The sequence below is a fragment of the Mycetocola spongiae genome (genome assembly GCF_020424085.1).
Taxonomy (GTDB): Bacteria; Actinomycetota; Actinomycetes; order Actinomycetales; family Microbacteriaceae; genus Mycetocola; species Mycetocola spongiae.
Genome location: NZ_CP080203.1, coordinates 1,106,755 through 1,125,236, shown reverse-complemented (window position 1 = coordinate 1,125,236; position 18,482 = coordinate 1,106,755). Strand labels below are relative to the sequence as shown.

General features: G+C 66.1%; 18 protein-coding genes. 15 read left to right on the top strand and 3 right to left on the bottom strand.

The features are described from left to right. Window positions 1–31: 31 nt before the first annotated feature. Window positions 32–400 (top strand): FKBP-type peptidyl-prolyl cis-trans isomerase, encoded by a 369-nt coding sequence (locus tag KXZ72_RS05205; RefSeq protein WP_226082676.1) that lies wholly within the window; start codon window positions 32–34, stop codon window positions 398–400. 4 nt (window positions 401–404) lie between these two features. Next, a complete protein-coding gene (locus KXZ72_RS05200; protein WP_226082675.1) occupies window positions 405–926 on the top strand; it encodes an adenine phosphoribosyltransferase in 522 nt (173 codons plus the stop codon). A 59-nt stretch (window positions 927–985) separates the two neighbouring features. Here KXZ72_RS05200 and KXZ72_RS05195 read toward each other — a convergent pair whose 3' ends face one another. After that, a complete protein-coding gene (locus tag KXZ72_RS05195) occupies window positions 986–2,332 on the bottom strand; it encodes an MFS transporter (protein WP_226082674.1) in 1,347 nt (448 codons plus the stop codon). Between the two features lie 146 nt (window positions 2,333–2,478). Here KXZ72_RS05195 and KXZ72_RS05190 point away from each other — a divergent pair, with 146 nt between their 5' ends. From KXZ72_RS05190 to KXZ72_RS05175, 4 genes are all read left to right on the top strand, one after another. After that, window positions 2,479–3,516: an LLM class flavin-dependent oxidoreductase gene (locus tag KXZ72_RS05190; RefSeq protein ID WP_226082673.1), complete on the top strand. Its 1,038-nt coding sequence runs from the start codon at window positions 2,479–2,481 to the stop codon at window positions 3,514–3,516. 72 nt (window positions 3,517–3,588) lie between these two features. Further along, complete coding sequence (locus KXZ72_RS05185) at window positions 3,589–4,956, top strand: MFS transporter (protein WP_226082672.1); 1,368 nt, start codon at window positions 3,589–3,591, stop codon at window positions 4,954–4,956. Between the two features lie 96 nt (window positions 4,957–5,052). Continuing rightward, window positions 5,053–6,228 carry an LLM class flavin-dependent oxidoreductase gene (locus tag KXZ72_RS05180; protein WP_226082671.1) on the top strand — a complete coding sequence of 392 codons (1,176 nt, stop codon included), beginning with the start codon at window positions 5,053–5,055 and terminating at the stop codon, window positions 6,226–6,228. 2 nt (window positions 6,229–6,230) lie between these two features. Then, window positions 6,231–6,890, top strand: a complete 660-nt coding sequence (locus tag KXZ72_RS05175) for a CE1759 family FMN reductase (RefSeq protein ID WP_226082670.1) — start codon at window positions 6,231–6,233, stop codon at window positions 6,888–6,890. Window positions 6,891–6,949: 59 nt separating this feature from the next. Here KXZ72_RS05175 and KXZ72_RS05170 read toward each other — a convergent pair whose 3' ends face one another. Continuing rightward, on the bottom strand, window positions 6,950–7,822 hold the full coding sequence (locus tag KXZ72_RS05170; RefSeq protein ID WP_226082669.1) for a 3-hydroxyacyl-CoA dehydrogenase family protein: 873 nt from the start codon (window positions 7,820–7,822) through the stop codon (window positions 6,950–6,952). A gap of 134 nt (window positions 7,823–7,956) precedes the next feature. Between KXZ72_RS05170 and KXZ72_RS05165 the strand changes: the two genes are divergently transcribed. The 4 genes from KXZ72_RS05165 (at window position 7,957) to KXZ72_RS05150 (ending at window position 11,292) form a co-directional block, all read left to right on the top strand. Beyond that, window positions 7,957–8,706 (top strand): acetoacetate decarboxylase, encoded by a 750-nt coding sequence (locus tag KXZ72_RS05165; protein ID WP_226082668.1) that lies wholly within the window; start codon window positions 7,957–7,959, stop codon window positions 8,704–8,706. A gap of 113 nt (window positions 8,707–8,819) precedes the next feature. Beyond that, complete coding sequence (gene rpsO, locus KXZ72_RS05160; RefSeq protein WP_226082667.1) at window positions 8,820–9,089, top strand: 30S ribosomal protein S15; 270 nt, start codon at window positions 8,820–8,822, stop codon at window positions 9,087–9,089. 96 nt (window positions 9,090–9,185) lie between these two features. After that, on the top strand, window positions 9,186–10,676 hold the full coding sequence (locus tag KXZ72_RS05155; RefSeq protein ID WP_226082666.1) for an amino acid permease: 1,491 nt from the start codon (window positions 9,186–9,188) through the stop codon (window positions 10,674–10,676). Between the two features lies 1 nt (window position 10,677). Then, window positions 10,678–11,292, top strand: a complete 615-nt coding sequence (locus KXZ72_RS05150) for a hypothetical protein (protein WP_226082665.1) — start codon at window positions 10,678–10,680, stop codon at window positions 11,290–11,292. A 130-nt stretch (window positions 11,293–11,422) separates the two neighbouring features. Here KXZ72_RS05150 and KXZ72_RS05145 read toward each other — a convergent pair whose 3' ends face one another. Next, entirely contained in the window at window positions 11,423–12,739 is a 1,317-nt protein-coding gene (locus KXZ72_RS05145; protein WP_226082664.1) for an Ig-like domain-containing protein, read from the bottom strand. A 221-nt stretch (window positions 12,740–12,960) separates the two neighbouring features. On the opposite strand from KXZ72_RS05145, the gene KXZ72_RS05140 reads away from it, so the two are divergent. The 5 genes from KXZ72_RS05140 to KXZ72_RS05120 all read left to right on the top strand — a co-directional run bounded on the left by KXZ72_RS05140 (window position 12,961) and on the right by KXZ72_RS05120 (window position 18,475). Beyond that, window positions 12,961–14,007: an FUSC family protein gene (locus KXZ72_RS05140; protein ID WP_226082663.1), complete on the top strand. Its 1,047-nt coding sequence runs from the start codon at window positions 12,961–12,963 to the stop codon at window positions 14,005–14,007. 66 nt (window positions 14,008–14,073) lie between these two features. Beyond that, a complete protein-coding gene (locus tag KXZ72_RS05135; protein WP_226082662.1) occupies window positions 14,074–14,340 on the top strand; it encodes a hypothetical protein in 267 nt (88 codons plus the stop codon). A gap of 339 nt (window positions 14,341–14,679) precedes the next feature. Beyond that, window positions 14,680–16,947 (top strand): polyribonucleotide nucleotidyltransferase, encoded by a 2,268-nt coding sequence (locus tag KXZ72_RS05130; RefSeq protein ID WP_226082661.1) that lies wholly within the window; start codon window positions 14,680–14,682, stop codon window positions 16,945–16,947. A gap of 158 nt (window positions 16,948–17,105) precedes the next feature. Further along, the gene (locus KXZ72_RS05125; RefSeq protein ID WP_226082660.1) at window positions 17,106–17,489 is read left to right on the top strand and encodes a MerR family transcriptional regulator; all 384 of its coding nucleotides are present in this window, start codon (window positions 17,106–17,108) and stop codon (window positions 17,487–17,489) included. Continuing rightward, window positions 17,486–18,475, top strand: coding sequence for an aldo/keto reductase (locus KXZ72_RS05120; protein WP_226082659.1), 990 nt, complete (start codon window positions 17,486–17,488; stop codon window positions 18,473–18,475). The genes KXZ72_RS05125 and KXZ72_RS05120 overlap by 4 nt, the downstream gene beginning before the upstream one ends. Window positions 18,476–18,482: the final 7 nt, after the last annotated feature.

The following is an 18,482-nucleotide window of genomic DNA, read 5'->3' as shown; positions in this document are numbered from 1 at the left end:
CCTGGGGGCCGGGACGCGGTTTGATTGAGTCATGACCAATAACACGAAGCCCGAAATCGACGCACCCGTCGGCCCCGCACCCACCGAGCTTGAGGTCGTTGACCTCGTCATCGGCGAGGGCGACGAGGCCCAGGCCAGCTCCACCGTGGACGTACACTACCTCGGTGTGGCCTATGACTCCGGCGAGGAGTTTGACTCCTCGTGGAGCCGCGGCCAGTCCATCAACTTCCCCCTGCGCAACCTGATCTCCGGTTGGCAGGAGGGCATCCCCGGCATGAAGGTGGGCGGCCGTCGCCAGCTCACCGTCCCGCCGCACCTGGCCTATGGCCCCGCCGGCGGAGGCCACCCCCTCTCCGGTCAGACCCTGATCTTCGTGATCGACCTGCTGGGCGTGAAGTAACCCCTTGTCCGCAGCCGATCTGGTGCTGGAACACTCCGTCACCATCCAAGACTTTCCCAAGCCGGGAATCCTCTTCCGCGACCTCACCCCGGTTTTTGCCGATGCCGACGCCTATCGCGCCGTGATCGACGAGCTCGCCGGGGCCTTCGCGGGCGAGTATGACGCGGTGGCCGGTGTTGAGGCGCGGGGCTTCCTGCTGTCCTCGGCCGTGGCCTATGCCGCGCATAAACCGCTGATTGCCGTGCGCAAGGCGGGCAAACTCCCCGGCGAGGTGCTCCACCAGGAGTATCAGCTGGAATACGGCACGGCCGCCCTGGAGATTCGTCCCGGGCAGCTGCCGCAGGGAAGTCGCGTGCTCATCCTCGACGACGTCCTGGCCACCGGCGGAAGCTGCCTGGCCTCGGCGGCGCTGATCGAGCGCGCCGGATATACGGTGGCGGGCTTTGGCCTGGTGCTGGAGCTGGCGGGAATGACCGGGCGCGAGCGCCTGGAGGGTTACCGCGTGCACGCCATCATGAGCGAATAGGTTCCACCCGATCCTCGGCGCCGATTCACCCGCACGGGTGGATCGGCGCCGTTTCTGGTTTAGGGCACCGGGTTATGGGCGTCATAGCGCAGGAATCCGGGCTGCACCCGGATAAGCACGCCCACGAGGATGATGATGATCAGGCCGCCCGCGAGCGGCGGGAACCACAGCATCAGCGCGGTCGCGGCCAGGCCGCTATATAGATCGCCGAGCCGGGGGCCACCCGTGACCACCACCGTAAACAGGCCCTGCAATCGGCCGCGCACGGCATCCGGCACCGCGGATTGCAGCATGGTGCTGCGGAAAATCGCGCTCACGTTATCGGCGGCCCCCGATCCGGCCAGCGCAATCGAGGCCAGGATCAGCCCGGGCAGGTGGGCCTCGGAAAAGAGGTCACCCACGCGGGAGAGCCCGCTCAGGGCGATCACCGCGATCACCACCCCAAATAGCGCGATGCACAGGCCATAGGCGGCCACGGCCCAGGCGATGGCCCGCCCGTGATAGCGCACGCGGCCCAGCGGCCCCGAGAAGACACTGCCCAGCAGCATTCCCACGGCGGTGGCCGCGGTGAGCACCCCCACGGTGAGCGCACCCCCGCCCAGCAGCACGGCACCGAGGGCCGGGAAGATCACGCGCGGCTGGCCGAAGGTCATCGCGATGATATCGATCAGAAACGAGGAGCGCACATTGGGGGCGGTGCGCAGGAAGGTCCAGCCGTCCACGAGGCTGCGCAGCCCCGGAAGGCGGCGCGTGGCGCCATCGGGCACAATCGGGGGAAGCGCCGCGATGCCCCAGAACGCCGCGATAAACAGCACCAGGTCCACGGTATAGGTCCACGGGATACCCACCGTGGCCACGAGGACGCCGGCGAGCATCGGCCCAATCGTGACCGCCGCGCCCGCGCTGATCCCGCCGAGCGCCGAGGCCGCGGGCAGCAGCCGCGCCGGGAGGATCCGCGGCAGGATCGCCGACCGCGAGGTGCCCACCACGGTAGAGGACACCGCGTTGAGCGTGGTGAGGACATAGAGGGGCCAGACCACGCCCGAACCCGACCAGGCCAGCGCGGCGATGATCGCGGTGGAGACCCAGGTGACCGAGGCGGCGGCGAGGGCCAGTTTGCGCCGGTCCACGGCATCGGCCAGCATCCCGCCATAGAGGCCAAAAACGATCATCGGTACGAGGGCAAATACCCCCACCAGCGCCACGGCAAACGTATCCCGGGTGAGATCGTAAATATGCAGCCCCACCGCCACGATTGTCATTTGCCCGCCGATGCCGGTGATCGTGGAGCCGGCCCAGAGCTTCGCAAACGCGCGGCTATAGCGCAGCGGTTCCAGGTCCAGAAAGAGCCCGCGGTGCGTGCGTTCGGGGGTATCGGGGGAGGGGGTGGGATGGTCCGCGGGCATGACACGAGCCTAGTGCCGCCGGGGGACGGCAAAAAACGCGCCGAGATCCGAGCGCCCGGGAATGTTCGGGCGCCGCAAAAACTTATATTAGGTGGGCCCGCCGCACCGCGACGACGGCGCCCATTCGTTTGGGAGGAATACACATCTTGCAGCTGTCAATCTTGGATCTCGTTTCGGTACGTTCCGGACAAAACACCTCTCAGGCCCTCGAGGCCAGTATCGGCACGGCCCGATTCGCCGATGCCGCCGGGTTCACCCGCTACTGGGTGGCCGAGCATCATAATATGCCCGCGGTGGCCTCGACCAATCCGGCCATTCTGGCGGGTATTCTGGCCGCGCGTACCGAGCGTATCCGGGTGGGCTCGGGCGGCGTGATGCTGCCCAATCACGCTCCGCTGGTGGTTGCCGAACAGTTTGCGCTGCTGGAGGCCGCCTATCCCGGCCGGGTAGACCTCGGCATCGGTCGCGCCCCCGGCAGTGACCCCGTGGTGACCGCCGTGCTCAACCGCTCGGGAGCCACCTCGGATGTGAATCAGTTCCCGCAGTATGTGGACGAAATCCTGGGGCTTTTGCAGCCCGAGGGAATCGCCGTGAAGCTCAGCTCGGGGCGCGAATACGAGCTGAAAGCCACCCCCGAGGCCGCGAGTGTCCCGATGCTCTGGCTGCTGGGCTCCAGCGATTATTCGGCGCGCCTGGCCGCCGAAAACGGCCTGCCCTATGTTTTTGCCAATCACTTCGGCGGGATGAACGCGGCCCCCGCGATGGCGCAATATCGCACGGGCTTTAAGCCCTCCGATATCTTGGACGCCCCGCGCACGTTTATGACCATTAACGCCATTGCCGCCGATACCACCGAGGAGGCCGAGGCCCGCGCGCTCCCGCAGCTGGTGCAGATGTCGCGGCTGCGCAGCAATAAGCCGATGACCAAGATGCTCACGGTGGAGGAGGCCGCGGCCGAGGAGCTCAGCGATATGGAGCGCGAGATCATCGCGGGCATGCGCCAAAACTGGATCATCGGGGACGGCGATTTTGTGGCCGGCAAGATTCGCGAGTTTGCCGCCGAGCACGCCGTGGACGAGGTCATGATTTCCCCCGGTGTGGGCGAGGACGCGGCCACCGCCCCCGGGCAGGCCCCGGCCCGCATCCACAGCCTGAAGCTGATTTCGGACCGGCTGCTGGGCTAAACCACGGGGCGGGGAGCGGCGGCGGCGCGCGCGTCGATGGCGCCGCCTCCCCGCGGGCGTCACAATGGGAGAATGAGTATGCCCTCCCCCCGCCCCTCCCGCGTGGAACGCCTCGATCGGCTCCCGTTTACGCGGCAGCACCGCAAGCTCCTCTTTGGCTCGGGCGCCGGCTGGGCGCTGGATGCGCTGGACGTGGGCATGATCTCCTTTGTGCTGGCGGCCCTCGCGCAGTCCTGGGATCTGGGATCGGGCCAGCTGAGCCTGATCGCCTCGGCCGGTTTTTTGGGCATGGCAATCGGTGCGAGTGTGGGCGGCCTGCTCGCGGACCGCTTTGGTCGCCGCCAGATTTTTGCCGCCACGCTGCTGATCTTTGGCCTCGCCACCGGGGCCTCGGCACTCGCGGGCTCGGTGGCCGTGCTGATTCTGTTGCGCTTTATCGTGGGTTTGGGGCTCGGCGCGGAGCTGCCCGTGGCCTCGACGCTGGTGAGCGAGTTTGCACCCCCGCGCATCCGCGGCCGGATCGTGGTGCTGCTCGAGGCCTTCTGGGCCGTGGGCTGGCTCGGGGCCGCGCTGATTAGCTATTTTGTGGTTCCCGGTTCGGAGAACGGCTGGCGCTGGGCGCTCGCGATTGGCGCGATTCCCGCGATTTATGCCGCGGTGATCCGCTTTGGAATGCCCGAATCGGTGCGCTTCCTGGAATCGCGCGGACGTAATCTGGAGGCCGAGAATACCGTGCGGCGCTTCGAGCGCTCGGCGGGAATCACGGCGCCGGCGCTTCCGGAACTCGATGCCGCGGGGGAGGCCTCCGCGGCAGCGTTGCCGCGCGAACCCGCCCTGCGCGCGGGGGAGCGCCTCGCCGCGCTCTTCGCCCCGGTGCGGCGCCGGCAAACCATCGCGCTCTGGATCGTCTGGTTCTGCGTGAACTTCTCCTATTACGGCGCGTTTATCTGGCTGCCCACGATCCTGGTGGCCTCGGGGTTCTCCCTCGTGAAGTCCTTTGGATTCACCCTGATCATGACGCTCGCCCAGCTGCCCGGTTATGCTGTATCCGCGCTGCTCGTGGAAAAATGGGGGCGCAATCGCACGCTCGCCCTTTTCCTGGTGGGCTCCGCGTGTGCCGCGGGGGCATTTGGCCTGGCCACCGAGGACTGGCAGGTGATCGCCGCCGGAATGCTGCTGTCCTTCTTTAACCTCGGCGCCTGGGGTGCGCTCTATGCGATTACGCCCGAGCTGTATCCCACCGCGCTGCGCGGCACGGGTGCGGGCTGGGCCGCCGGGTTTGGCCGGATCGCGTCGATCATCGCGCCGCTGATCGTGCCGGTGGTGAGCCTGGGGCTGGGCACCGGCTGGCTCTTTGCGCTTTTTGGCGCGGTGTTTATCCTCGCGGCGCTGGCATCGATCGGGTTGCCGGATCGCCGCGGACACGCGCTGGAGGGATAGTCGAGGCGGGCGGGAATAATCCTCCCGCCACACAGGTTATGCTAGATATCTATTCAAATGGATAGAAAATACGACCCCGAGGATAGAGGCGACAACATGCAGTTTGGCATTTTTTCGGTGGGCGACGTCACCACCGACCCCACGACCGGCGCAACCCCCACCGAAAACGAACGCATCCGGGCCATGCTCACGATCGCCCAGAAGGCCGAGGAGGTGGGCCTGGATGTTTTTGCCACCGGCGAGCACCATAACCCTCCCTTTGTTCCGTCGAGCCCGACCACGATGCTGGGCTATCTCGCGGCCAAGACCAAGCGCATCATCCTCTCCACCTCCACCACGCTGATCACCACCAATGACCCGGTGAAAATCGCGGAGGACTTTGCGATGCTCCAGCACATCAGCGAGGGTCGGATGGACATCATGATGGGTCGCGGCAATACCGGACCCGTTTATCCCTGGTTTGGGAAGGATATCCGCGAGGGTATCTCGCTCGCCATCGAAAACTATGCGCTGCTGCACCGCCTGTGGCGCGAGGACTTTGTGGACTGGGAGGGGAAGTTCCGCACCCCCCTGCAGGGATTCCAGTCCACCCCTCGGCCGCTGGATGGCGTGCCGCCGTTTGTCTGGCACGGCTCGATCCGCAGCCCCCAGATTGCCGAGCAGGCGGCCTATTATGGCGATGGATTTTTCCATAATAATATTTTCTGGCCCCAGGAGCACACGGCCCAGATGATCAACCTCTACCGCGAGCGCTATGAGCACTACGGCCACGGCAGCGCGGATCAGGCCATCGTGGGTGTGGGTGGTCAGGTCTTTATGCGTAAGGACTCGCAGGCCGCCAAAAACGAATTCCGACCCTATTTTGATAACGCACCGGTCTACGGCCACGGGCCCTCGATGGAGGAATTCACCGCGCAGACCCCGCTCACCGTGGGATCCCCGCAGGAGGTCATCGACCGCTATGCGGGCCAGCGTGAACTCTATGGAAACTACCAGCGCCAGCTCTTCCTGATGGATCACGCGGGGCTGCCGCTGAAGACCGTGCTGGAGCAGCTGGACCTGCTTGGCTCCGAGGTGGTACCCGTGTTGCGCCGGGAATTTGAGAGTGGCCGCCCCGCACACGTGCCGGATGCCCCGACCCATGCCTCGCTGCTGGCCGCCCGAGGCGGCGCCGCGCGGGCCGCATCCCCCGTGGACGATGCCGCCTATGACACCGGATTTGGCGTGACCGGGATCGCCCCCGGTGCCGCGACCCTCCCGGAAGGAGCCTAGTCATGAACACCCGTCGTATCGCCGTGATCACGGCCGGGCTCGGCGAGCCCTCCTCCACGAGGATGCTCGCCGATGCCCTGGCCCGGGGCACGGCCGAGATTCTGGCCGAGCGCGATATCGCCACCGAGATCAACGTGATCGACCTGCGCCGGCACGCGCAGGACATCCTGTCCGCGCTGCTCACCGGCGCGCAATCGCCCGAGCTGCGCGCGGTCATGGCCACCCTCGCGGAGGCCGATGGGGTGGTGGCGGTGACGCCGATCTTCAGCACAAGCTATTCGGGGCTGTTTAAAATGTTCCTCGATATCGTGGATCGGGATGTGCTGACCGGCATCCCCGTGCTGCTGGGCGCCACCGCGGGTACCCCGCGGCACTCGCTCGCGATCGATTATGCGATCCGGCCGATCTTCACCTATCTGCACGCCGATCCGCTGCCCACCGCTGTATTTGCCGCCACCGCCGACTGGGGAAGCGAGGCCGATACCGTGGCCACCCTGCCGAGTCGCATCGCGCGCGGCGCGGGTGAGCTCGCGGCCCGGCTCCTGGGCTCCGCGCCCGTGCGTGCCGCCCGCGCCCCCGAGGTGCAGGCCCCCGCGGAGGTGCCGGGCAATGCGGCCTTCGACGGCGGATTTGTGCCGCTGGGGGAGTTGCTCGCGCGCTAGGCGAATCCCGGGCGGTGGGAGGGGTGCCCCGGGGCACCCCCCCACCGCCTTATGCGTTCCTAGGCGGGAGCCTCGGCATAATCATAAAAGCCCTGCCCGGTTTTTTTGCCCAGGTTTCCGGCCTCAACATACTCGCGCAGAATGCGCCGCGGGCCCTCCGGCAGATGCGGGTTTTCGGCGGCATAGTGCTCCTCGATATCCAGCACCACATCGAGTCCCACCTGGTCCATCAGCTCAAAAATGCCCACGGGGGAGTGGGTATTCACCTTCATCATCGCGTCGAATTCCCGCGGGGTGGTGACGCCCTCGGCCACCACCGCGAGCGCCTCGCGCTTAACCGCGGCCCAGACCCGGTTGAAGATAAAGCCCGTGCTCTGGGCCCGCGCCTCAAAGGGGAAGAGCCCATAGCCGGGAAGCTCCGCGAGGAGCAGGTCCAGGATGCCGCGGTCGGTATGACCGCTGGACATCAGGTCCAGCGCGTTCTGCTGGGGCGGCATATAAAAATGGGCATTAAGCACGCGCTCCGGGGTGCTCACCTCGGAGATGAACTCGGCCGAGGCATAGGAGGAGGAATTGCTCGCGAGGATGGTATCGGGCGCGGTGATCCGATCGAGCTCGCCAAAGATCTGCGTCTTGAGGTCCAGCCGCTCGGGGATGGCCTCCACCACCAGCCAGGCATTGGCCACGGCCTCGGTCAGGTCCGCGGCCCCGTCCACGGTGCCCACGCGGCCACCCTCGATGGTGTCCACAACGGCGGGAAGGGTGTCCCGGATATAGGTCAGAGCCTGTTCGCGCTGCTCCGCGGAGAGGTCGTAGAGCCGGACCAGGCCGCCGCGGGTGGCAAACATCATCGCGATGCGGCGGCCGAGTGTGCCGGCCCCGATCACGGTGACGGGGCGGTTGTGGATGTCTTGGGGAAGGTTAAAGGTCACGGTTGTCTCCTGCTTCGCGGATGGGGATGAAGGGACGCCATGCATTGAGATTCCGTGGGTTCGGGGACACAATGTAGACAGGATAAATTTTAGACTCGTCAGTATAAAAATGCGAGTCGGAAGGAAGGATTCCCATGATTCCCGAACGCGTTCCCTTCGCTTTTCCCGCCCCGCTCTCGGTACCGCTCTATCCGCTGCGCCCGGTGCGTTTCACCAATCGCGAGTACTTCAATATCGTGTATCGCACCGATCCGCGGGCCCTGCGGGCGGTGGTGCCCGAGCCGCTGGAGATCCCGGAGCCGCTGGTGCGCTTTGAGGTGATGCGGATGGGAGACGTGGAGGGTTATGGTCCCTATCTGGAATCGGGCCAGGTCATCCCGGTGCACTATCGCGGGGAGCGCGGCGAATACCTGCACTCGATGTATCTGGATAACCTCGCCGCCACCGCGGCCGGCCGCGAGCTCAGCGCCTATCCGAAGGTCTCGGGTAGCCCCGGTCTCCGGGTTGAGGAGGGTGCGCTGATCGGCACCCTGGATCGCGGGAGTGAGCGGGTGGCCACCGCCACGATGGCCTATAAGTGGCAGCCGATGGACCTCGACGAGGCGCGTGCGCAGATCGCCGTGCCCACGTATTCCGTGAAGCACTTCCCCAATCCCTATACCGGGGGCCTGGATGCGGTGGACCTGGTGCGCACCGAGATCACCGATGTCACCGTGACCGGGGCCTGGACGGGCCCGGCACGCCTGCAGCTATTTGAGCACGTGATGGCGCCGATGGCGGATCTGCCCGTGCTGGAGGTGATCTCCGCGAGCCATATCATGACCGATCTCACGCTCGCCCCGATCACGCGCCTCGAGGGCTATCCCCTCGGCCCGGTGGGGTAGGTGCCCGGGAGACCTGTTATAGTAGACAGGTTGCCGTGTAAACGGCCGCGGATAAAGAGAGCCGACACATCCCGTGATTGGCACCGCGCAACGAATTGAAAGGGGATCCCAAAATGGCAATTACCGACGAAGCCAAGAAGGCGATCATCGAAGAATACGCAACTCACCCCGGTGACACCGGATCCCCCGAGGTGCAGGTTGCTCTCCTGAGCGCCCGCATCAAGGACCTGACCGAGCACCTCAAGGAGCACAAGCACGACCACCACTCGCGTCGTGGACTGCTGCTCATGGTGGGTAAGCGTCGTCGTCTCCTGGGTTACCTCCAGGACGTCGAGATCGCTCGCTACCGTTCGCTCATCGAGCGTCTCGGCCTGCGCCGCTAGTCTTCGCGCCTTCTGACGCAGGACAGGCCGCCATTTCCACCCGGAGATGGCGGCCTTCTTTTTTATCACCACTCAATACCGCCGGGGGGTCGGGAAATGGGAACACTTCGAGGATCATTTTTTCGGGTTAAAAGCATCGAGGCATCGATAGCCGATACCGAATCCGAGGAGCGCAGTCTAAAGCGCACGCTCCGCACACGCGACCTGATGGTCATGGGGGTGGCCGTGGCTGTGGGGGCCGGCATCTTCTCCGTGGGGGCCAAGGCCGCGGGCCAATTTGCCGGGCCGAGCGTCACCCTCGCCTTTGTCCTGGCCGCACTCACCTGCGCGCTGGCCATCATGTGTTACGCCGAGTTCTCCTCGGCCGTGCCCGTGGCCGGCAGCGCCTATACCTTCACCTATGCCTCGCTCGGCGAGCTTGCCGCGTGGATCATCGGCTGGGATATTCTCCTGGAGCTCGCGATGGCGGGGTCCGTGATCGCGAAATACTGGGGCATCTACCTGGCCGAGGTATTCCGCATTCTGGGCGTGGATATCCCGAGCGAAATCAACGTGCTGGGCATCGGGGTGAGCTGGGCGTCGATGCTGATCGTGGTGGCCTTCACGATCATGCTGTGCCTGGGCACCAAGCTCTCGGCCCGGGTCAACGGTGTGCTCACCGTGGTGAAGGTGGCCACCGTGCTGTTTGTGGTGATCGTGGGCGCCTTTTTTATTAAGCTCGCAAATTTCTCGCCGTTCATTCCGCCGGCCCGGCCCGCGCCCGCCGAGGGGTCCGCGGGGGACCAATCGCTGCTCGCGATGATGGCGGGCCTGGAGCCCACCCAGTATGGCGTTTTTGGCCTGCTCTCGGCAGCCGCGCTGGTATTTTTTGCCTTTATCGGTTTTGACGTGGTGGCCTCCTCCTCAGAGGAAGTGGTGAACCCGCAAAAAACCATTCCGCGCGGCATCTTCGGGGGGCTCGCGATCGTCACGTTCCTGTATCTTGCGGTGACCCTGGTGATCACGGGCATGGTGCCCTATACCACCCTCGCGGCCGAGCCCGAGCCCTCGCTGGCCACGGCGTTTATCGCGGCCGGGCTGCCCTGGGCGGCGCAGATCATCTCGATCAGCATCCTCCTGGGCCTGAGCACGGTGGTGCTGGTCCTGCTGATGGGGCTGGCCCGGATCGTCTTTGCGATGAGCCGCGATGGCCTGCTGCCGCGCTCCTGGAGTAAAACCAGCCCCACCCGGAAAACCCCGATCCGCATCCAGATCGGCGGCGGAATCGTGGTGGCCCTCGTGGCCGGGGTGGTGAATGTGGACGCGCTCACCGAGATGATTAATATTGGAACGCTCTCGGCCTTTGTGCTGGTGAGTATCTCCGTGGTGGTGCTGCGCCGCAAGCGCCCCGATCTGAAGCGTGATTTCAGGGTGCCGTGGTCGCCGTTCCTGCCGCTGCTCTCGGCCGTGCTATGCCTCATCCTGATGCTGAACCTGAGCATCAACACCTGGCTGCGGTTCGCCGTGTGGCTGGTGGTGGGGCTGATCGTGTACCTTAGCTACGGTCGGCGACACTCGATGCTCGCCGCGCAAACCCCCAAGGACTGATATGCCCCGCGGCACCACCCCGACCCGACGCCACCGCCGAGAGCTGCACCGCTGGGACGGCTTCCCGTTCCTGGTGCTGCTGGCCTATATGGTGGTGGTCACCGTGGTGGTGGAGGCGATCCCGGAGAATATTCGCCCGATCGGCATGGGCATTTTTGTGCTCGGTGGGATCGCCATCCTGGTCTGGCTCTGGCGCTGGACTGCGCGGCCCGGCGCCGCACCGCGCCCGCTGACCACGCCCGAGGGGGCGGAGTTCATCGATACCGAGGATATTCCGGTGCACCGCCGGACCGCCGTGGACGAGTCCTATCTTTATCGCGGCTCGATCGCCGCGGCCCGCGCCTGGGTCGGCGATGATACCCGCGCCATCCTGGTGCCGGGCGTGACCCGGGGGCTGCGCCGCGAACTTCGTGTGGCCGTGCAGATCGAGGGAAACGGCCGGCTCTATACCGTGGGCTATTTGGCCCGTGATATCGACGGCGACTGGCAGGATGTGCTTCCCGAGGCGCCGCGCTTTATCCGGGTTCCCGCCCATATTCATCTCACCACCCGGGGCACACTCGCGGTGGACGTGGATCTCTCGGGCGTTCCCGACGCCCTCGGCATCGCGCACTAAAACACCTCACCCCCGCGGCCGCCGGCCACGGGGGTGAGGTGCATCTTGGGGGGATGTGCAGCGAGGCTGCACCCGCGAATGCGGCGCGTGAAGTCTTGGGTAGCGCCGCATCCGCGGGGTCTGGGGGAGGCTATGCGACGCGCGGTGTGCGGCGCAGCCGGGTCAGTCCCAGGCCCAGCGCGATGACGCCCGCGGCCGCGAGCAGCCAGCCGGTGGGCAGCGATCCACCCGTGCCGGGCAGCGCATTCACGGGTGCTCCCGCGAGCACACTGGCCGGGGGAGTGCCCGTGCCCGGGGGCAGGATCGGGCCCGGGGCCGGCGGGGTACTCGCCGGGGGTGCCGGAACCACCGCGGGGGCGGGCGGCGTCGCGGAGGGCGAGGGGACCGGCGGCGTCGGCGACGGTGCGGGGACGGACTCGCTCGGCGAGGGCGACGGGGTGGGGGTATCCACGCCCGTACCGGTTCCCCCCGATGTGACCGTATGGGTCTGGCCGGAGACGACCTCGCGATCCTGCGCACTCACGCGGTTGCCAAAAACGGTGCCCGCCGCGGTACCCGCGGCAAAGGACGTGGTGTACATAAACCCATAGGTGCGATCGCCCGAGGTATTGGGGGCGTTATAGGTCACGGAGAACGAGGTATTGCCGGGGGCCACCTGCACGTTTACGGTGTCTCCCGTGGTTCCGCGCGGGATCTCGGTGCGTGTGCCCTCGGCCCAGGCGCTATCCAGGATGCTGAAAAAGCTCAGGCTCTGGGGGTCCAGGGTCAGCCCCGGGTCAAACGTGTCCGTATAGGTGGTTCCCGGAACGATCAGATTGCCCGGCATCGCGACATACCAGGTGAGCGAGGTGCCATCCACATTGGGCCAGCCCCATTTCACGGGCTCGGTATAGGGGGCGCCCGGATCGCCCGGCTCACCCTCGCCCACGCCGCCACCCGGAGGGGACAGCAGGATCGGGGTGGAGCCCCCCGCGATAAACGTGACATCCCCGCTGAACGCGGTATTAAACATCGCGGTGAGCCACAGGGTTCCCCCCACACCGGTATGGGTATTCACATAGCTGCCGAGGGTGCAGGTGAAGTTTTCGCTCGTGACGACGCAGGTTCCTACCTCCCGGCCCGAGCCCTCCAGCAGCGGGAAGCTCGCGGCATAGCCGGTGATCTGGGTGGGATAGGCGAGGGTGAAGGTATCACCCTCGCGCGCGGTATCCGGCACGGCCCAGGTGGCGGCCAGGCCAAAGCTCTGCCAGATATCAAGCTCGGCGGTGGAGCCGTTTTCGGTGGTCAGGGTGACCCCGGTGATCGCGTTCAGCGACTGGGCCTGGGCGGGCACGGCCGCGCCCAGGATGCCGGCGGCGCCCAGGAGGCCAACCAGGGTGAGCGCCCACGCACGCTGGCGGGGCCGGGCAGTTTTCCGGCGGGGGAGGCCGGTATCGGGAGTATTCATCAGTGGTCTTTCGGGTGGGTTGGAGGCCGGGATTTATTGCCCCTCTACCGATGAGAGTGGCGGGTTCGCGAATCATGACGCGGCTTTTTGCCCCACCTTCGAGGGTCATGCCGGGCGGATGCGGCGTGCGCATTGCGTGTTCCCACGGTGAATGCCCGGGCGGCGGCGCTAGGCTTAACGGGTATTCGCGGTCGCCGCGAACGAAGGGGGACGGCTGGCCGATGGTAGATCGCGGGATTGGCCGCAGCCTGATTCGTTTCTCGCCCTCCCCTCCGCGCTGGCATCTTGCGCTCCAGGCGGCCATCGCGATGGCACTGCCGGTGGTGACCGGCACAGCCCTGGGCAATCAGGGGGCCGGGCTCCAGGCCTCGATCGGCGCGTTTACAGCGCTCTATTGCACGGCCATCTCGCGCCGCGACCGGGTGCGTGTGCTGCCGCTGATCATCGCCGGAATGGTGCTCGCCAGTGCGCTGGGTGTGCTGGGCTCGGGCAGTCATCTCCTGGGGCTGGTGATGCTCGTGGTTGTCGCCAGCGCCGCGGTTCTGCTGGTGACAGGCTTCCGGGTGGGCCCGCCCGGGGCGCTCATGTTTACCCTGGTCTGTGGGATCTCCACCCAGATCGCCGCCCCCACGGAGCTCGGGGGGCCCGGCGAAAACGGCCTGGTCCTAATTGCCCTGATCGCGGCGGGCGCGGTCACCGCGTATCTCGTGGTGATCTTCCCGCTGCTGCTGCCGCGGGTCTGGCGCGCGCAGGGCGAGCGCACCCCCGTTTCCGTGCTTTTTGGGGGTTTTATCCTCACCGCGAATGACCGCATCTCGGTGCTGCGCACGATCGCCGCGGTGATTCTTGCGGCGCTTGTGGCGGTGCCGCTGGATCAGCATCGTGGATATTGGATCATCTGCGCGGCGCTCGCGATCCTGAGCATCGGCCATAGCCGCCGGATGACCGTGCAGCGCGGTATTCATCGGGTGCTGGGTACCGTGGTGGGTTCGGGGCTGTTTCTGGTACTCGCCGGAATCGGGCCGCAGGGCTATTGGCTCGCGCTCACGCTGGGCCTGCTGCAGGCCTTTGTGGAACTTGTGGTGGTGCGTCACTATGCGCTGGCGCTGTGTGGGATCACCCCGCTCTCGCTGCTGATCGCCTCGGCCGCCCATGCCTCGGTGGAGGCCGTGGCGCTGGAGCGCGTGCTGGATACCCTCGCGGGGGCGCTTGTCGCGATGCTGGTTCTGCTCGTGGCGCTGCCCGGAAAAAACCGCGACGGCGCCTGATGTGCGCGGCGACGGCCCGAGGGGTTATGCTGGACCGTTGGATTGCACGTCCCGAGAGGAAAACTGATGGGTTGGTGGAACCGTCGTGCGGAGCACGGCATGCCCACGTGTACCGCGGCATTCGAGGCGGCCGAAGCCGCAAACGATGACGCCGCGATGGTGGACGCACTCATTCTGATTGCCCGCGAATACGACCGCCAGGACTCGCATCGGGGTGTCCGACACGCACTGGACTCGGCCTCCACGATCGCCACGGGATGCTCCGATCCCGAGCTGATCCGGCTGGTGGAAAGCGTGGAGACCGAACTCTACGGCGGCGCCGCGCGCAGCTAGCCGCAGCGCCGGTAAACGGTGAATGGCGCCCGGATGCATTCTCCGTGCCGGTTGCGCCCCCAATCCCGGGCGGGCGGCCCATGCTCTGCTAGGGTGGTTAACGGAGCTTCCCCCGGGAGGCTCCGCGAAATACCGCGCAGGGAGTCCGGCAGGAAGCTGGTCCTCGGTGGTAGGTTCCTCTCAGGCAACGGGTCTGCAGGGTGACTTTCTACTGGAGATCAGCCAGGCCGCATCTGTTTCGTGGCCTGAGCAAGTACCGCCCTCTGCCTTCGTGGTGTCCAATCGAGTCGCGCCCCGCCGAGTGCTGGGCGCGCGCTCTTGCACGAATGGAGTAGACCTGTGGAAGGTCCCGAAATCAAGTTCGCCGAGGCTGTCCTCGACAACGGCAAGTATGGAAAGCGCACCGTCCGGTTTGAAGCCGGCCGTCTCGCCCAGCAGGCACAGGGTGCCGTTGCCGCCTACCTCGACGAAGAAACCATGCTGCTGTCCGCCACGAGCGCGAGCAAGCACCCCAAGGAAAACTTCGACTTCTTCCCGCTCACGGTAGATGTCGAGGAGCGTAGCTACGCCGCCGGTAAGATCCCCGGCTCGTTCTTCCGTCGCGAGGGTCGCCCCTCGACCGAGGCCATCCTGGTCTGCCGCCTGATCGACCGCCCCCTGCGCCCGAGCTTCACCACCGGCCTGCGCAACGAGGTCCAGATCGTCATCACGGTCCTCTCGATTGCCCCGGGCGAGTTCTATGACGCCCTGGCCATCAACGCCGCGTCCGCATCCACCCAGATCTCCGGTCTGCCCTTCTCCGGCCCCATCGCCGGTGTGCGCCTGGCCCTGATCCCCGGCGTGAACAGCGCCGATGACCAGTGGGTTGTCTTCCCGACCGCCGCGCAGGTTGAGGACGCCGTATTTGACCTCACCGTCGCCGGTCGTGTTGTGACCGATGCCGCCGGTAACCAGGACGTCGCCATCATGATGGTGGAGGCCGAGGCTACCGAGAACAGCTGGAACCTCATCAAGGGTGGTGCCACCAAGCCCAATGAGGCCGTGGTCGCCGCAGGTCTTGAGGCCTCCAAGCCCTTCATCAAGCAGCTCGTGGAGGCCCAGGCCTCGCTCGCCGCTCAGGCAGCCAAGGAAATCGCCGACTACCCGGTATTCCTGCCCTATTCCGAGGAGGGCAAGGCCGTAGTTTCCGCCCTTGCACTCGAGGAGCTCACTGCCGTCTACCAGATCGCGGATAAGGTCGAGCGCCAGGACGCCGATGACGCCCTCAAGGACCGCGTGAAGGAGGCCGTGGCCGCCAAGGTTGAGGCCGGCGAGGTCGAGGACATCGTTCTCACCCAGTTCTCCGCCGCGTATAAGGCCGTGACCAAGGACGTCGTCCGTGGCCGCATCCTGCGCGATGGTGTCCGTATCGATGGTCGTGGGGCCGCGGATATCCGCGCGCTCGACGCCGAGGTTCAGGTCATCCCGCGCGTACACGGTTCCGCAATCTTCCAGCGCGGAGAGACCCAGATCCTGGGTGTCACCACGCTGAACATGCTCAAGATGGAGCAGCAGATCGACTCGCTGAGCCCGATCAAGAGCAAGCGTTACCTGCACCACTACAACTTCCCGCCCTATTCCACCGGTGAGACCGGTCGCGTGGGTAGCCCGAAGCGTCGCGAAATCGGTCACGGTTTCCTCGCCGAGCGCGCCCTCGTTCCCGTGCTGCCCAGCCGCGAGGAATTCCCCTATGCCATCCGTCAGGTATCCGAGGCGCTCAGCTCCAACGGATCCACCTCGATGGGTTCGGTCTGTGCCTCGACCCTGTCGCTGCTGAACGCCGGTGTGCCGCTGCGCGCACCCGTGGCCGGTATCGCCATGGGCCTGGTCTCGGATGAGGTAGACGGCCAGACCCGCTATGCGGCCCTGACCGATATCCTCGGTGCCGAGGACGCACTGGGCGATATGGACTTCAAGGTCGCCGGAACCTCCGAGTTCATCACCGCGATCCAGCTCGACACCAAGCTCGACGGCCTCCCCGCCTCCGTGCTGACCGCCGCGCTCTCGCAGGCCAAGGATGCCCGCACCAAGATCCTCGACGTGATCAACGCCGCGATCGACGCCCCCGATGAGATGGCTCCGACCGCGCCCCGCGTGATCAGCGTGAACATCCCCGTGGATAAGATCGGCGAGCTGATCGGCCCCAAGGGCAAGACGATCAACGCGATCCAGGACGAGACCGGTGCGGATATCTCGATCGAGGAAGACGGAACCGTGTATATCGGTGCCGTTGATGGTCCCTCGGCCGAGGCCGCACGCGCCCAGGTGAACGCGATTGCCAACCCCACCAACCCGGAGATCGGCGAGCAGTTCCTCGGAACCGTCGTGAAGATCGCCGCATTTGGTGCGTTTGTATCGCTGCTGCCCGGCAAGGACGGACTGCTGCACATCTCCGAGGTGCGCAAGCTTGCCGGTGGCAAGCGCGTGGAGAACGTCGAGGATATCCTCGGCGTGGGCCAGAAGGTCCTCGTGGAGATCACCAAGATTGACGACCGCGGCAAGCTTTCGCTCGCCCCGGTTGTGGCCGAGGATGCCGATGAGGCAGCCGAGGCCCCCGCGGAAGACTAGTCTCCCGCAGCACTAACCGCCCGTCCCGGATTCCGGGGCGGGCGGTTTTTGCCTGCCCGGCCGAAAAATATCGGGTGTTGCGTGCGCTCGGAGTCTTCCGCGCGGCGCGGTAAAACGCGCTTGACCTGGAGTGCGCTCCAGGGTCTATCGTTGCCGATATGAGCGATAAACATACCGCACTCTCGATCTCGCAGATGGCGCGCGAGACCGGCGTCTCCGTGGACACCCTGCGCTATTACGAGCGCGAGCAACTCCTCGTGGCACCGGTGGGGCGCACGGGCTCGGATCGCCGCGTCTACGGCGCACGCGACGTGGGTTGGGTGAACTTCATAACCCGGCTGCGCCGCACGGGCATGGGAATCGCGGATATCCGCGAATATACCCGGCTCGCCCGCCTCGGCGAGCGGACCAACCCCGAGCGCCTGGCGCTCCTGGAGGCCCATCGGATGCGTGTTATCGCCCAGCTGGAGGAGACTCAGTCGAGCCTCGACGCAATCACCTACAAGATTGCGGAGTATTCACGAAAGGTCGCATCATTATGAACACCACCACACTCGGATTTTTTGGCCGCACGGGCGAGGGGCTGACCGTATCGCGGCTGGGCCTGGGCTGCATGGGAATGTCGGCGTTTTATACCGGTGCCGGCAGCGATGACGCCGAGTCGATCCGCACGATCCACCGCGCGATTGAGCTCGGTGTCACCCTGCTGGATACCGCCGAGATATACGGGCCGCATAGCAATGAGGAACTGCTCGGGCGTGCGCTCGCCGGCCGCCGTGAGGACGTGCGGATCGCCACCAAATTTGGCATTGCCACGGCGGCGGAGGGGGAGCGTCGTTTTGATGGCACACCCGAGAATGTGCGCCGCTCGATCGAGGGATCGCTGCGGCGCCTCGGCACCGAGTATGTGGATCTTTATTATCTGCACCGCGTGGATCCCGCGGTCCCGATCGAGGATACCGTGGGCGCGATGGCCGAGCTGGTGACCGCCGGCAAGGTGCGCCACCTGGGCCTATCCGAGGCCGCCCCCGCGACCATTCGGCGCGCGCACGCCGTGCACCCGATTACAGCGGTGCAGACCGAATACTCGCTGTGGTCGCGCGATCCCGAGGCGGAGATCCTGCCCACGGTCCGCGAGCTGGGTATCGGTTTTGTGCCCTATTCGCCGCTCGGGCGGGGCTTCCTTACGGGAACCATCCGCTCGCTCTCCGATCTGGACGAAAACGACTTCCGCCGCTTTAACCCGCGTTTTGCCGGCGATAGCCTGGAGGCCAATATTCGCATCGTGGAGCAGGTGGATGCCGTGGCCCGCGAGGTGGGCGCGCTGCCCGGCCAGGTGGCCCTGGCCTGGCTGCTCTCGCGCGGCGAGGATATTATGCCGATTCCGGGTACCAAGCGCGTGAGCTATCTGGAACAGAATGTGGCCGCGGCCGGGCTGGTCCTGAGCCCCGCGCAGCGTGCGCAGCTGGACGCGGTGGCCGCGCCGGTCGGGGACCGCTATCCCGATATGTCTCCGCTGAACCGCTAGCGCGATC